The 13,768-nt window shown below is 68.6% G+C and carries 14 protein-coding genes; 5 read left to right on the forward strand and 9 right to left on the reverse strand.

The genetic code is table 11. The annotated features are described in order from the left end of the window. Nucleotides 1-32 precede the first annotated feature (32 nt). Nucleotides 33-1,526: a sensor domain-containing diguanylate cyclase gene (locus tag ACS5PK_RS07205; RefSeq protein WP_439439549.1), complete on the forward strand. Its 1,494-nt coding sequence runs from the start codon at nt 33-35 to the stop codon at nt 1,524-1,526. Nucleotides 1,527-1,547: 21 nt separating this feature from the next. Here ACS5PK_RS07205 and ACS5PK_RS07210 read toward each other — a convergent pair whose 3' ends face one another. Then, nucleotides 1,548-2,027 carry a thioesterase family protein gene (locus tag ACS5PK_RS07210; RefSeq protein WP_439439550.1) on the reverse strand — a complete coding sequence of 160 codons (480 nt, stop codon included), beginning with the start codon at nt 2,025-2,027 and terminating at the stop codon, nt 1,548-1,550. Nucleotides 2,028-2,192: 165 nt separating this feature from the next. Here ACS5PK_RS07210 and ACS5PK_RS07215 point away from each other — a divergent pair, with 165 nt between their 5' ends. Continuing rightward, nucleotides 2,193-2,957 carry a TlpA family protein disulfide reductase gene (locus ACS5PK_RS07215; RefSeq protein ID WP_439439551.1) on the forward strand — a complete coding sequence of 255 codons (765 nt, stop codon included), beginning with the start codon at nt 2,193-2,195 and terminating at the stop codon, nt 2,955-2,957. A gap of 28 nt (nt 2,958-2,985) precedes the next feature. Here ACS5PK_RS07215 and ACS5PK_RS07220 read toward each other — a convergent pair whose 3' ends face one another. Genes ACS5PK_RS07220 through ACS5PK_RS07245 form a run of 6 tightly spaced genes read right to left on the reverse strand, consistent with a single transcriptional unit; the run spans nt 2,986 to nt 8,778 of the window. After that, a complete protein-coding gene (locus tag ACS5PK_RS07220) occupies nt 2,986-3,183 on the reverse strand; it encodes a YgaP family membrane protein (protein WP_439439552.1) in 198 nt (65 codons plus the stop codon). 27 nt (nt 3,184-3,210) lie between these two features. Beyond that, on the reverse strand, nt 3,211-3,678 hold the full coding sequence (locus ACS5PK_RS07225) for an OsmC family protein (protein ID WP_439439553.1): 468 nt from the start codon (nt 3,676-3,678) through the stop codon (nt 3,211-3,213). Next, complete coding sequence (gene trxC / locus ACS5PK_RS07230) at nt 3,678-4,112, reverse strand: thioredoxin TrxC (RefSeq protein WP_439439554.1); 435 nt, start codon at nt 4,110-4,112, stop codon at nt 3,678-3,680. Before trxC ends, ACS5PK_RS07225 begins: the two co-directional genes overlap by 1 nt. A 15-nt stretch (nt 4,113-4,127) precedes the next feature. Then, nucleotides 4,128-4,337 (reverse strand): YgaP family membrane protein, encoded by a 210-nt coding sequence (locus tag ACS5PK_RS07235; protein ID WP_439439555.1) that lies wholly within the window; start codon nt 4,335-4,337, stop codon nt 4,128-4,130. 1 nt (nt 4,338) lies between these two features. Next, nucleotides 4,339-7,620: an efflux RND transporter permease subunit gene (locus ACS5PK_RS07240; RefSeq protein WP_439439600.1), complete on the reverse strand. Its 3,282-nt coding sequence runs from the start codon at nt 7,618-7,620 to the stop codon at nt 4,339-4,341. A 21-nt stretch (nt 7,621-7,641) separates the two neighbouring features. After that, a complete protein-coding gene (locus ACS5PK_RS07245) occupies nt 7,642-8,778 on the reverse strand; it encodes an efflux RND transporter periplasmic adaptor subunit (protein ID WP_439439556.1) in 1,137 nt (378 codons plus the stop codon). A gap of 183 nt (nt 8,779-8,961) precedes the next feature. Between ACS5PK_RS07245 and ACS5PK_RS07250 the strand changes: the two genes are divergently transcribed. The 3 genes from ACS5PK_RS07250 to ACS5PK_RS07260 all read left to right on the forward strand — a co-directional run bounded on the left by ACS5PK_RS07250 (nt 8,962) and on the right by ACS5PK_RS07260 (nt 12,275). Beyond that, nucleotides 8,962-9,297: an ArsR/SmtB family transcription factor gene (locus ACS5PK_RS07250; protein ID WP_439439557.1), complete on the forward strand. Its 336-nt coding sequence runs from the start codon at nt 8,962-8,964 to the stop codon at nt 9,295-9,297. Between the two features lie 180 nt (nt 9,298-9,477). Continuing rightward, complete coding sequence (locus tag ACS5PK_RS07255) at nt 9,478-10,536, forward strand: ABC transporter substrate-binding protein (RefSeq protein WP_439439558.1); 1,059 nt, start codon at nt 9,478-9,480, stop codon at nt 10,534-10,536. After that, nucleotides 10,533-12,275 carry a diguanylate cyclase domain-containing protein gene (locus ACS5PK_RS07260; protein ID WP_439439559.1) on the forward strand — a complete coding sequence of 581 codons (1,743 nt, stop codon included), beginning with the start codon at nt 10,533-10,535 and terminating at the stop codon, nt 12,273-12,275. Before ACS5PK_RS07255 ends, ACS5PK_RS07260 begins: the two co-directional genes overlap by 4 nt. Nucleotides 12,276-12,331: 56 nt before the next feature. Here ACS5PK_RS07260 and ACS5PK_RS07265 read toward each other — a convergent pair whose 3' ends face one another. Together ACS5PK_RS07265 and ACS5PK_RS07270 are read right to left on the reverse strand one after the other, a co-directional pair. Beyond that, nucleotides 12,332-13,399, reverse strand: coding sequence for a hypothetical protein (locus ACS5PK_RS07265; RefSeq protein ID WP_439439560.1), 1,068 nt, complete (start codon nt 13,397-13,399; stop codon nt 12,332-12,334). A gap of 26 nt (nt 13,400-13,425) precedes the next feature. Continuing rightward, the gene (locus tag ACS5PK_RS07270; protein ID WP_439439561.1) at nt 13,426-13,752 is read right to left on the reverse strand and encodes a metal-sulfur cluster assembly factor; all 327 of its coding nucleotides are present in this window, start codon (nt 13,750-13,752) and stop codon (nt 13,426-13,428) included. Nucleotides 13,753-13,768: the final 16 nt, after the last annotated feature.

Consider the following 13,768-nt stretch of genomic DNA (forward strand, 5'->3'; position numbering starts at 1 on the left):
ACTGGGATGAGAACCCTGATGCCGGACCCGCCATGAATGCCGACAAGTCTACCGATGCCAGTGCCGCCCTGGACCGGCACGCTGATGCCCACGAGTGGTTTGCGCTCTTCGAGCTCGCGCCGGTGTCTTTGTGGCTGGAGGACTTCAGCGCCCTGGCCCAGCTGTTCCGCCGCCTGCGGTCGGAGGGTGTGAGCGAGCTCAGATCGCACCTGCTGCGCCATCCGCAGGACCTGCGGATCTGCACCGAGGGCATCCGCGTGCTGTGCGTCAATCGCAAGACCCTGAGCCTCTTCGGCGCCCGGGATCAGGGCCATCTGCTGGCCAATCTGGGCGCCGTGTTCCGCGACGACATGCTGGAGCACCATGTGCAGGACCTGGAGCGACTGTGGCGCGGCGAGCTGAGCTACGAGAGCCAGACGGTCAACTACACGCTCGACGGCCGCCGCCTGGACGTGCGACTGGCCGTGCGAGTGCTGCCTGGGCATGAGGAAGATTGGTCTCGGGTGCTGCTGTCCCTGGAGGACGTGACGACCCGCACCCAGGCCCAGCGGGAGTTGCAGGCCAGTGAGCGCTACGCCAATGGCCTCTTCGAGCATTCGCCCGTCTCGCTGTGGGTGGAGGACTTCAGCGGCGTCAAGCGCCTGCTGGACGAAGCCCGCGAGCAGGGCATCACTGACTTCCGCACCTTCACCGACGTGCACCCGGATTTCGTCGACCGCTGCATGGCCCAGATCCGCGTGCTGCGCGTCAACCGCCAGACTCTGCGCATGTTCCGCTCACCCGACCAGGCCACCCTGGTGGCGCGCCTCAGCGATGTGTTCCGGGACGAAATGCGCCGGCCCTTCACCGAGCAACTGATCGAGCTGTGGAACGGCCAGATCTTTCAGCAGCGCGAGACAGTCAACTACACCCTGGACGGCGAACTGATCCACGTGCACCTGCAGTTCAGCGTGTTGCCAGGGCATGAGCATGACTGGTCCCTGGTACAGGTCTCGCTGACCGACATCAGTGCCCGCAAGAAGGCCGAGGCCTACCTCGAGTTCCTGGGCAAGCATGACGCCCTCACCAAGCTGCGCAACCGCAGCTTCTTCAGCGACGAGATCAATCGCCTGGAGCGCCGCGGCCTGGCGCCCGTGGGCATTCTGCTGCTGGATGTCAACGGGCTGAAGCGCCTGAATGACGACACCGGGCATGCGGCCGGAGATGCCGTGCTGCGCCGCGCCGGCGAGGTGCTGGCCAAGGCCGTGGAGCCGCCGATGACGGCCTCGCGCATCGGCGGGGACGAGTTCGTGCTGCTGCTGCCAGGCGCAGACGAGGCGGCGGTGGAGGCCCTGCAGGCGCAGGTCGAGGAGTTGCTGGAGCTCAACAACCAGTTCCATGCGGGGGCGCGGCTGGAGATGTCCATGGGGCGTGCCGTGTGGCGCGGCACAGAGCGCATCGAGGCCGCGGTTCACCGCGCCGACGCGATGATGTACGAGCAAAAAAGGGCCTACTACGTCGCCCAGACGCACGACCGCCGCTCGTGAGCGAGGGCCCGAAGGCCTTGCTCAGGAGACCATGTAGGCTGCCGAACCCGTACTCAGCAGGCGGCCCTGGGCGTCCATGAACTCCATGCGTGTGCTGGCCACGCGGCTGCCCAGGCGCAGCACCTCGGCGCGGGCCCGGAAATGCTCGCCGATGGCAGGGCGCAGATAGTCCACCCGCAGGTCTATGGTGCCCAGCTTGTTGAAGCGCTGCAGGCGGGCGGCGGGCGCTTCCTCACGATGCCGGTCGCCGATGGCGGCCATCACGGCCAGGCCGCCCAGGGCGTCCAGCGTGGCCGAGATGACGCCGCCATGCATGCGGTGATGGGCGAAATGGCCGATCAGCTCGGGGCGCATGGCCACCGCAGCCTCCGCTGCCAGGGCCTCCAGGGCGGTCACCTGCAGGCCAAGCACCTTGTTGAAGCTGATGTGCTCCTCGAAGATCTGGCACAGGGCGGTCGTGAATTCGGCCTCGAAGACGGTGCGGGGCGGGGTGCTGCTCATGCATGGACACTAACTCAGCGGCCATCGTCCGGGCCCTGGGGCCTTCCCCTGCAGAATGACGCCGAGGCGACAAGACGGGACCCGTCGTGCCGCCCGCACGCCTTAAGGCGCTCCTAAGGCAGGGTGCAGCCCCTGCGCGGCACACTAGCGTCCATGATCAGCGTCATGAGCACCCATCGCCTTCGCCCGACCCTGCTGGCTGCGATCCTGGCCTGCAGTGCCGCCATGAACCTGGCGCAGGCTGCAGCGTCAGTCCGCCTTCAGTCGGCGGCCGATGAACCGGCCTTCCTGGCTGCAGTGGGCGTGACGCCGCAGATGCCGCTCAAGTACCAGGACGAGGACGGGCGAAGCCTGACACGCGAGGTTTTCTACGAGCGCCTGTCCCGCGCCGAAGGCAAGCTGAGCCTTGCCGTCCGCAAGACCGCGCAGGAGGCGACGCTGCAGCTCCAGGCAGCCGGCAAGAGACCGGAGATCGGGCGCTTCAAAGTGGCCCCCGGCGAGTCAATGCCCGCCTTCTCGCTGCGCTCGCTGGACCAGGCCGCACTGACTCCTGAGATGCTCAGGGGACGCTACACGCTGATGAGCTTCTATTTCGCGACCTGCGCACCCTGCGTGGCGGAAATTCCCGCCCTCAACAGCCTGCAGGCCCACATGCCGGAGCTGAGGCTGGCGGCCGTCACCTTCGACGATGAGACCACCAGCCGGCGCTTCGTGCAGGACCACGGCCTGCGCTGGCCGGTCTATGCCCAGGCCAGGCCCTTCCTGCAATCCCTGGGTGTCAGCAGTTTTCCGGCCTTCGCCCTGCTGAACCCCGAAGGCAAGCTCGTGAGCATAGGCCCGCTGTACGAGCTGCAGCACAGCCCGAATCCGTCAGAGCTGCTGCAACGCTGGGTGCAGGAGCAGATCGCCCGGGATTCAGGCAAGACCTGACCCCTGAGTCGCGATCGGGCCCGTCACTTCACTTGTTGTCCGGCGCCTTGCAGGTGCTCATGCCGAAGGGAAGATAGGCCGGGCAGAAGCGCAGCAGGCCGGTGGCGATGAAGATGACGCCTATCCAACCCCAGGCGCCGATGAAGCCCAGCAGGGTGGCGGCGATGAGGATGGTGCCGGCGATGACGCGCATGGCGCGGTCCACGGTTCCGATATTGGCTTGCATGAAGGTTCTCCTTTGCGGGGCAGTGGCTCAGTGAGTGAGTGGGGTGGCAGGCTTGAGCAGGGCGCCCTCGGCGTCCCGCACTTCGGTGGTGATGGCGATGCCCTGGCCCACGCTCTGCGTCACGGTGCAGAAGGCCTCGAACTGGCTCAACACGCGATCCAGGTGCTGCAGCTGCGCGGCGGGCACGCCCAGCTGCAGCTGGGCGCGCATGGCCAGCACCCGTAGGCGCCCCTCGGCATTGCGGCCGACCTGCGCCTCCACGCTGCAGCGCAGGGGCTCTGGCGCCTGCTTGTACTTGCGCAGGGCGAAGAGCAGGGAGTCCGAGAGGCAGTTGGCCACCGCCGCGCACAGCAGCTGTACGGGCGAGGGGCCCTGGCCGGTGCCCAGGGGGGGCGGTTCATCCGTCAGCAGGGCCGGGACCTCGCCACCGAAGCAGGTGTCGAAGCGGTAGTCAGCCTGTTGGACCAGGTCGACGCGAACGAGTTCATCGCTCATCAGGCATGTCCTTTCGGGAGATGGGTTTGAAGCCAGCGCAGCAAGTCGGCCGCCGGCATGGCGCCGCTCTGGCGCGCGATCTCGCGGCCGCCGAGGAACAGCGCCAGGGTGGGGATGCTGCGGATGCTCAGCCGCGATGCGGTCTGCGGGCAGGCCTCCGTGTCGACCTTGACGAAGCGCACTCCTGGGGCCTGCGCGGCGGCGGCCTCGAACTGTGGCGCCATCATGCGGCAAGGACCGCACCAGGCCGCCCAGAAGTCCACCAGCACGGGGGCCTCGGTCTTGCTGATGTAGTCGGCGAACACGGCGTCGCTCAGGGCCAGGGGATGCGTCGGCGCGATCTCGGCACCACAGCGGCCGCAGACCGGCTGGTCCTGGAGTCGCTCGGCGGGAACGCGATTGGTGGCACCGCAATGGGCACAGACCAGATGCATGGACAGCTCCTTGGTTCAGCAGCCCGGGCGCACCCCGAGCTTGCGCAGCAGGGACTCCATCAGGCACCAGCGGCTGAAGCCGCTTTGCAGCAGATTCAGCCCAACGAAAGCCGTGAAGGCCAGCCACCATTGCGAGTGGAACACAGGGCTGGTCGGCAGGCCCAGGGCCAAGGACATCAGGACGAAGAAGCCGGCGGCGATGCGGACGATTTGCCAGGAGGTCATGTCAGTCTCCTTCAGTGGGGGAGGGGGTGGAGGCAGGGCCTTGCAGCAGGTGCAGGCGATGGCGGTAGGCGACGAAGTAGAGCGTCGGGATGACGACCAGCGTCAGAAGGGTCGAGACCAGGATGCCGAAGATCAGCGAGATGGCCAGGCCATTGAAGATCGGGTCGTCCAGGATGAAGAAGGCGCCGAGCATGGCCGCCAAACCGGTCAGCAGGATGGGCTGTGCGCGGGTGACGGCGGAGCGCAGGATGGCCTTCTCGAAGGGCATGCCCGCACGCACCTGCAGCCTGATGAAGTCCACCAGCAGGATGGAGTTGCGCACGATGATGCCGGCCAGCGCGATCATGCCGATCATGCTGGTGGCCGTGAATTGCGCGCCCAGCAGGGCGTGGCCGGGCATCACGCCGATCAGGGTCAGGGGGATGGGCGCCATGATGATCAGCGGCGTCAGGTAGGAGCCAAACTGCGCCACCACCAGCAAGTAAATCAGCACCAGGCCCACGGCGTAGGCGGCGCCCATGTCGCGGAAGGTCTCGTAGGTGATCTGCCATTCGCCGTCCCACTTGAGAGCGTAGCCTCGGTAGGCGTCGTCGGGCTGGTGGATGAAGTGCTCGTCCACCCCGGCTCCGTCCGGTGCCTGGATGCGGGCGATGGCGCTGCGCATCTGGAACATGCCGTAGAGCGGGCTTTCCACGCGGCCGGCCATGTCGCCCACCACATAGTTCACCGGCAGCAGGTCCTTGTGGTGGAGGGGCTGTTCGCGCTGGGTGTCGGAGATCGTCACCAGCTCGCGCAGCGGCACCAGCGCTCCTTGCGCTGAACGCACGCGCAGGGAGAGCAGGGCGTCCAGGCTGCCCTGCTGCTCGGGCGGCAGCTGCAGCCAGGCAGCGTTGGGATACTTGCTCTGGTCATGCAGCCAGATCACGGCCTCGCCGGCCTGAGCTGTGCGCAGGGTGCTGACAATGGACGCCTGGCTCACGCCCAACTGCGCGGCCCGGGCGCGCTGCACCAGCAGCAGTTGGCGTGGCGCGGCGGCGATGCTGCTGTCATCCACGTCGACCAGGCCTGCCTGCTGCTCGAAGACCTGGCGGACCTGGCGCGCCAGCTGCTGGCGGCCGGCATCATCCGGGCCGTAGATCTCGGCCACCAGGGGCGCCAGCACCGGCGGCCCCGGCGGTACTTCCACCACCTTCACGTTCGCTCCAAAGCGTCGGGCGATGGTCTGCAGCGGCGGTCGCAGGCGGGTGGCGATGGCATGGCTCTGCTCCTTGCGGTGGTGCTTGTCGACCAGGTTGACCTGGATGTCTCCCTGCTCGCTGCCGGCACGCAGGTAGTACTGGCGCACCAGGCCGTTGAAGTTGATGGGCGAGGCCGTGCCGGCATAGGCCTGGTAGTGCAGCACCTCAGGCACGGTGGACAGGTAGGCACCCAGCTCGTGCATTACTGCGGCAGTCTGTTCCACTGGCGTGCCGGCGGGCATGTCCACCACCACCTGGAATTCGGACTTGTTGTCGAAGGGCAGCATCTTCAGCATCACCAGGCCGGCCCCGGGCAGGGCGAGCGAGAGTGCGATCAGCCCGGCAATGCCCAAGCCCAGCAGACGGCGGCTGCGTTGGCCGCGCTGCGCGTCCAGCAGGGGCGCGAAGAGCCGGCTGAAGAGCGGGGCCAGCTTCGCGGACAGACCGTGCAGCGCATCAGGATCTGTGTGTTGGCCGGCCGGCAGTGCCTTCATCCACAGGCGGGCCAGCCAGGGCGTCACCACGAAGGCGATGGCCAGGGACAGCAGCATGCCCATGCTGGCGTTGATGGGGATGGGGCCCATGTAGGGACCCATCAGTCCGCTGACGAAGGCCATGGGCAGCAGGGCGGCGATCACCGTCAGGGTGGCCAGGATGGTGGGGCCGCCGACTTCGTCTACGGCACCCGGAATCAGCTGGGCCAGGCTGCGGCCCGGATGCAGGTGCTGGTGGCGGTGGATGTTTTCCACCACCACGATGGCGTCGTCCACCAGGATGCCGATGGAGAAGATCAGCGCGAACAGCGATACCCGGTTGAGCGTGAAGCCCCAGGCCCAGGAGGCGAAGAGGGTGACGGTCAGCGTGAGGATCACAGCCGTGCCTACGATGGCGGCCTCGCGCCGGCCCAGTGCGATGAAGACCAGGGCGACTACCGAGGCCGTGGCGAAGAGCAGCTTCTGGATCAGCTTCTGCGCCTTGTCGTTGGCGGTGGCGCCGTAGTTGCGCGTCTCCTGCACCAGGACCTCGGCGGGAATGACGGTGTTGCGCAGCGTGTTCACGCGGTGCATCAGCGCGTTGGCGACGTCAATGGCGTTCTCGCCGGCCTTCTTGGTGATGGCGATGGTGATGGCGGGAAACTCACCGCGCACGCCGGAGGCCGCGCCTTCGGGCTGCGGCGCGCCGCCAGTGCCATGCCAGACGTAGCGGCTGGGCGTCAGCGGGCCATCGACGATGCGGGCGACCTCGCGCAGGAACAGGGGCTTGCCCTCGCGCACACCCACGACCAGATCCTCCAGGTCCCGGGCCGATGACAGCCAGGGGCCGGCCTCCAGCGCGATGGCCTGGCCGCCCTGCAGCAGATCGCCCAGGGGCATGCCCATCTGGGCCGACTGCAGGGCCTGGCGCAGCTCGCTCACGCTCAGCCCGGCCCGGGCCATGCGCGTGGCGTCAATGTGGATCTGCACCGCGCGGCCGGGGCCGCCCAGGCTCACCACATCGCGGGTGCCGGGCACGCGCTTGAGCTCGTTTTCCAGGCTGTGGGCCACGCGCTCAAGGTCATGGGCCCCCGTCTCGGGCTGGGTGCTGAAGAGGGTCAGGCTGACGATGGGCACGTCGTCGATGCCCTTGGGCTTGACCAGGGGCTGCTGCACACCCAGGCCGGTGGGCAGCCAGTCGGCATTGCTGCTGACGGTGTCATGCAGGCGAACCAGGGCCTCGGTGCGCGGCACGCCCACCTTGAACTGCACGGTCAGCACGGCGAGTCCCGGCCGCGAGACCGACATCACATGCTCGACCCCCGCCATCTGCGACAGCACTTGTTCGCCGGGGCTGGCCACCATCTGCTCCACGTCCTTGGCCGAGGCGCCGGGGAAGGGCACCAGCACATTGGCCATGGTGACGTTGATCTGGGGCTCCTCCTCGCGAGGCGTGACCATCACCGCGAAGATGCCCAGCAGCAGGGCCACCAGGGCCAGCAAAGGCGTGATCTGGGCGGACTGGAAATAGGCCGCGATGCGGCCCGAGATGCCCAGCGCCTGCTTGTCCATTGAATCCATGGGCCCTCCTGCTCAACGAACCCTGGCGGCGGCCTGCGGCTCCAGGGCCACGCGCTCGCCGGCCTTCAGGCCGCTGAGGATCTCGATCTGGCTGCCTCGGCTTTCTCCCAGGCGCACCTGGCGCAGCAGGGGGCGGCCCTCGGCATTGAGCACATAGAGCCCAGTCATCTCGGCGCGGCGGACCACGGCCTGCGAGGGGACCAGCAGCGTCGCGGGCTGCGTCGGCGTCTTCGCGGGACCCGTCAGGCGGATGCGCGCCAACTGGCCTGGCACCAGGCCTTTCAACGAGGACGGCAGTTCGGCCCGCAATTCCACCGTGCCACTGCTGCTGTCGACGGTGGGGAGCCATTGCACGCGGCTGGGGATCAGGCCCTGCACGCCGAGCGTGGGGAGGTCCACCAGCACGGCACCGTCCCGGTCCTGGGCAGCCTGTGCCTGGGCCTGCGGCACATGGGCCGTGACGCGCAGGGCCGCAGGATCGTAGAGCACAGCCAGACCGCGGCCGGGCAGGGCCATGTCACCCTGGACCACCGGCACCTCCGAGATCACCCCGGCATAGGGCGCGCGCAGCTGGTACCAGTCGCTCTGGCTGCGCGCCGCGCCGGCCTGGGCCAACTGCGCCTGCACCTGGGCCTCGGTGGCCTTGAACTGAGCCTCTGCCTGGTCCAGGGCCGCCTGGCTGATGAAATGCTGGCGGAAGAGCTGCTGCTGGCGGTCGCGTTCGCGTCGGGCCAGCTCCAGCTGGGCGCGGGCCACCTGGGTTTGCGCTTCGCTGGCCTGGGCGCTCTGGTCGGCGCTGCGTGCATCCAGGCGCATGAGCAGTTGGCCTGCTTTCACGGCATCGCCCGGCTTGACCAGCAACTGCACCACGGCGCCAGCCACCTGCGCCGCCAGCGTGGTCTGGCGCAGGGCTTCCACGCGGGCCTCATGGGCCTGGCTCAGGGGAGCCGTGCCGGCCTGCACGGTGTAGCTCTTGAGGTGGGGCAGTGCGGGCTCGGCCGCCAACACTGACCCGGCCTGCAGCCCCGCCATTGCCAGCGCCAGGAGCATCGCGGTGGCAGCCGGAGGCCATGCAGGCATCGGCCGGCGCTTCAGCGGAGAGAGGGGGAATGGGGTCTTGGACATGGTGTGGCGTTGGCGGCTGGACATGTGATGCTTGTTGGGTTTATTATTTGCGCAATCACGCAAATAGTCAAATGAATTTGCAGACGCTCGGTAGACAGATCCGCGAGCGCTGCATCTGACGCAGGCCAGCTTCCCATGCCCCAGCCCCGACCCAGGACCGCCCAGCCCTTGCCCCCGGAAGCGGCTGCTGAGGCCACCCATTGCGGCATGCGAGATCTCCCTGACGCAGCGCTGGCCCAGGTCGCCGGCTTCTTCCAGATGCTGGCCGAACCCAGCCGGCTGCGGGTGCTCAACCTGCTGCGAGAGCAGCCTCAGTGCGTGGGGGATCTGGCACGGGCCTGCAGCAGCAGTGCCGCCAACATCTCGCGGCATCTGGCGCAGCTGCAGCGCCATGGTCTGGTGCACCGTGAGGGGCGGGGCACCAGCGTGTACTACCGCATCGCCGATCCCTCTGTCTATGTGCTGTGCGATCTGGTCTGCGGGCAACTTGCCCGCCAGCATGCGCGCATCGCCGAGCTCCAGGCGCGCTTTCTCAAACCGTGAAGCCGGAGGTCCGATGCCACCCCCTCCGGATCCCTGCGGCTCCCGGCCAGACAGGGTGTCAGACCGGGCGGTTGTCGAGGGGCTCAAAGCGAGGCATCTGTCGCAGATCAAGGCTTGTCCCTGTGGTGTGGACGCCCATGCCCCGGGTCGCGGGCTGGTCGCATCCTCTACGATGGTCAGATGGTGCGGCGCATCTTGCTCGTCTTGTCCTGCTTCCTGGGCCTGTGGTGCCCGGCCGCGGCACAGCCGGCGGCCAAGGTGCTGCGCGTGCTGGCCTGGCCGGGCTATGCCGATCCCGAGGTACTGCAGGGATTCAGCCAGCGCACCGGGGCGCGGGTAGAGCTCACCATCGTCGGTTCCGACGAGGCCATGCGCCAGCGCCTGCAGGCCAACAAGGGCGCGGACTTCGACGTCTTTGCGCTCAATACGGCCGAGTTGCAGCAGTACATCGAGCAGGGCTTGGCCCGGCCCATCGAGCTGCAGCGCATCCCCAATACCCGGCGCCAGCTCGCGCGCTTCCGTGAACTGACGGCCATCCCGGGGCTCAGCCGGAGACGCGACGGCCTGCTGCAGGTCTTCGCCGTGCCCTACACCTTCTCCGAGATGGGGCTGATCTACGACCGCCGCCAGTTCAGCGCGCCGCCCAGCTCGCTGCAGGAGCTGTGGGACCCGCGCTGGAAAGGCAAGGTCCTGGCCTACGCTGGCGGCACGCACAACTTCTCTCTGGCAGCGCTGGCCCTGGGCCAGTCGCAACCTTTCCAGCTGGAGGAATCGCGGTGGCCGGCGGCCATCGACAAGCTGGTGGCCCTGCGGCGCAATGTGCTGGGCTTCTACAGCCTCCCTGAGGAGTCCGTGCAGTTGTTTCTGAGGCACCGCGTGGCGCTGATGTACGCCAATTACGGCATGCAGCAAGTGCATCTGCTGAAGGCGGCGGGTGCCGACGTGGGCTACGTGATCCCGCGTGAGGGGGCGCTGGCCTGGCTGGACTGCTGGGCCATTTCGACGGCCGCCCGTGACCCTGAGCTGGCCCATGCCTGGGTCAACTTCATGCTGGAGGAGCCTGCCAGCAGCCTTCTGGTGACGCGCCAGGGCCTGGCCAATACCGTCAGCGAATCCGTGAGCAGCTCGTCACAGGTACCGCTGCGCTGGCTGGAGCCTGTGGAGAACGAACAGCGGCGCGAGCAGCTCTGGGCCCGCATCCAGTCTGGCGACCGGCCGTCCAAGGTGCTGCAGCGATGAGGGGCGGCATCTCCTGGCGCCTGGGCCTGGCCTTGGCCCTCAGCGGTGTGCTGGCCGCCGGACTCACCGGCTACTACGCCTACAGCGCCAGTCGCCAGCTGCTGGTGGCGGCCGCCGAGCGGCGCCTGGTGACTGCCACCCGCGTGCTGGTCCGGCAACTGGCGGTGGGCCTGGACGCCACCGCCCGTGACGTGCAGATGGTGGCCGGCCATCCTGGTTCTGCCCGCCTGCTGCTGCGCACCGATCCCGAGCTGCTGGCCCGCAGTGAGACCACCATGGCGCTGCTGTTCCGGCAGATGCTGGAGACGCATCCCGAGTACTTCCAGATGCGGCTGATGGACGCCGCCAACCACGGCGTCGAGCGCGTGCGCGTGGATCGAGACGACCTCGGCGTGACTCGCGTTCAGGGCGATGATCTCCAGGAGAAGGGCCACTACCCCTACGTCTACGAGGCCCTTCGCCTGCAGGCCGGCCAGGTCTATGTGTCACGGGCGGTGATCAACCACGAGGTCGGAGCCCATGCCGGGCACGGCAAGCCGGCGCTGGAGGTGTCGGCGCCGGTCATGGACGCCCGGGGCGTGGCGCTGGGCGTGATCGTGATCAATGTGGATCTGAACGGTCTCTTCGGCCAGTTGGCCGCCGACCTCCCGCCGGGCCTTCAGCTCTACCTCGCCAACGCCCAGGGCGAATACCTGATCCATCCAGACCGGAGCAAGACCTTTGCCTTCGACCGTGGGCAGTCCTCTCTGGTCCAGGACGAGTTCGCCGGCGTGCGGGCGCTGCTGGTGAACCCGCCCGCCCAGGATGAGCAGACGGTGGTCACGCGCTCCGAGGGGAGCGAGGCTGGCGCACAGGTCGCGGCCTTCGTGCGCCAGCCGGCCTCGGTGCTCAAGGCGGAGGAGGACTTCGTGCTGGGGCTCTCCCAGCCCTTGTCCGAGGTGCTCTCAGAGAGTGACCGCCTGGGACGCATGGTGCTGCGCATTGTGGCGGCCTTCAGTGCGCTGGCGGTGCTGATGGCGGCCTTGCTGGCCCGCGCCCTGACCCGGCCGCTGGCGCAGATCGTGCGTGCGGTGGAAGGCTTTGTCGGGGGGCTTCGCAGCGATGAGTTGCCCACGGAGCGCCGTGACGAGATCGGCATGCTGGCCCGCTCCATCGAGCACATGCAGCTGCAGATCAGCGGCCAGTTCGCCAAGCTGGCCCAGAAGCAGCATGAGCTGGATCACCTCGCCAGCCATGACAGCCTTACCGGCCTGCAGAACCGCCGTTTCTTCATGGACCGCCTGGAGCACGCGCTGGCCCATGCCCGACGAGACCAGGGGCGCCTGGCCATGCTCTTCGTGGATCTGGATGGCTTCAAGGAAATCAATGACAGCGTGGGCCACGCCGCCGGCGATGCCGTGCTCAAGGCCCTGGCCCTGCGTCTGCGGCATCTGGTCCGGGAGTCTGATACCGTGGCCCGCATCGGGGGAGACGAATTCGTCATCCTGATCGACCAGGTGGGCGAGCCCGAGGATGTGGACGTGGTCGCCCGCAAGGTCCGCGATACCCTGTCCGAGCCCGTGCTGTGGGAGGGCCGCGAGCTGCGGGCCGGCGCCAGTGTGGGCGTGGCCCGCTTCCCCGAGCACGGTCAGGATGCGGAAACCCTCATGGTGGCCGCCGATCAGGCCATGTACCGGGCCAAGACGGCAGGCGGCGGGCTCATCTGCCACGCCGAAGCGCCGCCGCGGCGCTTGCCCTGATCACCGGTCCTGCAGGGCAGTCCTGAGCGCCGTCAGCGGCCTCACGGGCCGTTGGTTCAACGCTGTGGCCTGCGGCACAGGCCTGCCATCAGCAGGGCGAAGGCCAGCAGGGCCAGCCCGTGCAGCCACGCTGCACCGGGCAGCAGCAGCGAGGCAGCCAGGCCTTGCTGGCCCAGGGCCCGCAGCAGCAGGCTCATCGCCATCAGGCCCAGGGGGGCCAGCGCCCAGGGGCTGTAGCGCGGCTGCAGGCGCAGCAGGGCGGGCAGCATGATGGGGGCGTGCCCGAAGACCATGGCCATCACGAAGCCCAGCCAGAGCCAGTGCCAGGCCAGCAGCGGCAGGCCCAGCAGGCCGGCCAGCGCTGCCGCCGCAGCCCAGGCATAGCCCAGCAGCAGGCAGCGCGCCGTGTGGCCGGCCCAGGCCTTGGCGCGCCACTGATGGCGGGCGATGTCGAAGAGCAGCAGCCACAGGGCCAGGGCCAGCAGCAGCGGCCAGGCCAGCCGGGCTGCCAGCCCGGGCTGCCAGAGGCTCAGGGCGCCGGTGGCCAGCAGAGCGGCCCACAGCATCAGGAAGCTGCGGCGGGCCATGGCACTCAGCGGCAGCAGCCGGCACAGTTCGCGCCGCTCGCCCGCGATGGTCAGCAGCAGGAAGAGCGAACCGTTCCAGCGCAAGGCAAAGTCTGCCCCCGGCGTCTGCGCGGCCACGGCCAGCAGCAGGGGCAGGCTGGCACTTGCCTCGATTGCCAGCGGCAGGGACCAGGCGCGCGAATGCCCTGCCCATAGGTAGAGCCCCAACAGCCCCAGGGCCGCGGCCGCCCAGAGGCCTTGTGCCAGGCCGGTTTGGCCGGCGAGCAGCGCCGGTCCGGCCAGACCGCACGTCAGCGGCACCGCGAATCCGCGCCCCAGCGCGGCCGCGCGTTCCAGCGAGATGAGGGTGGCAAAGAAGCCGCCCAGCATGAGCATTCCATGGTGCTGAAGCGCCTGCTGGGGGATGAAGGACAGGCTCGTCGGCAGACCGCCCAGGCGCTGCAGGCCACCAGCCAGCGCAAGCAGCAGGTTCAGCAGGGCCAGGGGAAGCGCCAGGCGCAGGCCCGTCGGCAAGGGGCGGCGGGCGGTGGCGTTCACGGGCGGCGCTGCAATGTTGGTGTTGCTCAGGCCCAGCCCAGGCGCAGGCGCAGGGCCACGGACATGCGCTGCGGGGTCCAGACGGCGTCCCAGTCCACCTCCACCTCCACCGTCCAGTCCGGCGGACAGGCTTGGCGCAGGGCGGTCTCGGCATCCTCGATCAGCACGTCGGCCATGGGGCAGGTCGCGCTGGTGGGGACGAGCCGCAGCGCCACGCTGGCCGGGCCCAAGGTGAGGCTGTCCACCAGGCCCAGGTCCACGATGCTCTCGCCGATCTCGGGATCGGCCACGCGGCGCAGCACAGCCATCAGCCGCACATGCTCGGAATCGGGGTCAGGTCTTGCTCTGTCCATGACGGCTCCGGTCTGG

Source organism: Roseateles sp. DB2, assembly GCF_051857535.1.
GTDB lineage: Bacteria > Pseudomonadota > Gammaproteobacteria > Burkholderiales > Burkholderiaceae_C > Roseateles_B.

Bases quoted from the DNA above. Each gene is read 5' to 3' on its own strand.
- ACS5PK_RS07270 (WP_439439561.1), bottom strand. From the start codon at position 13,752: ATGGACAGAGCAAGACCTGACCCCGATTCCGAGCATGTGCGGCTGATG.
- ACS5PK_RS07235 (WP_439439555.1), bottom strand. From the start codon at position 4,337: ATGACCTCCTGGCAAATCGTCCGCATCGCCGCCGGCTTCTTCGTCCTG.
- ACS5PK_RS07225 (WP_439439553.1), bottom strand. From the start codon at position 3,678: ATGAGCGATGAACTCGTTCGCGTCGACCTGGTCCAACAGGCTGACTAC.
- ACS5PK_RS07245 (WP_439439556.1), bottom strand. From the start codon at position 8,778: ATGTCCAGCCGCCAACGCCACACCATGTCCAAGACCCCATTCCCCCTC.
- ACS5PK_RS07210 (WP_439439550.1), bottom strand. From the start codon at position 2,027: ATGAGCAGCACCCCGCCCCGCACCGTCTTCGAGGCCGAATTCACGACC.
- ACS5PK_RS07215 (WP_439439551.1), top strand. From the start codon at position 2,193: ATGAGCACCCATCGCCTTCGCCCGACCCTGCTGGCTGCGATCCTGGCC.
- ACS5PK_RS07205 (WP_439439549.1), top strand. From the start codon at position 33: ATGAATGCCGACAAGTCTACCGATGCCAGTGCCGCCCTGGACCGGCAC.
- trxC (WP_439439554.1), bottom strand. From the start codon at position 4,112: ATGCATCTGGTCTGTGCCCATTGCGGTGCCACCAATCGCGTTCCCGCC.
- ACS5PK_RS07250 (WP_439439557.1), top strand. From the start codon at position 8,962: ATGCGAGATCTCCCTGACGCAGCGCTGGCCCAGGTCGCCGGCTTCTTC.
- ACS5PK_RS07240 (WP_439439600.1), bottom strand. From the start codon at position 7,620: ATGGACAAGCAGGCGCTGGGCATCTCGGGCCGCATCGCGGCCTATTTC.
- ACS5PK_RS07255 (WP_439439558.1), top strand. From the start codon at position 9,478: ATGGTGCGGCGCATCTTGCTCGTCTTGTCCTGCTTCCTGGGCCTGTGG.
- ACS5PK_RS07260 (WP_439439559.1), top strand. From the start codon at position 10,533: ATGAGGGGCGGCATCTCCTGGCGCCTGGGCCTGGCCTTGGCCCTCAGC.
- ACS5PK_RS07220 (WP_439439552.1), bottom strand. From the start codon at position 3,183: ATGCAAGCCAATATCGGAACCGTGGACCGCGCCATGCGCGTCATCGCC.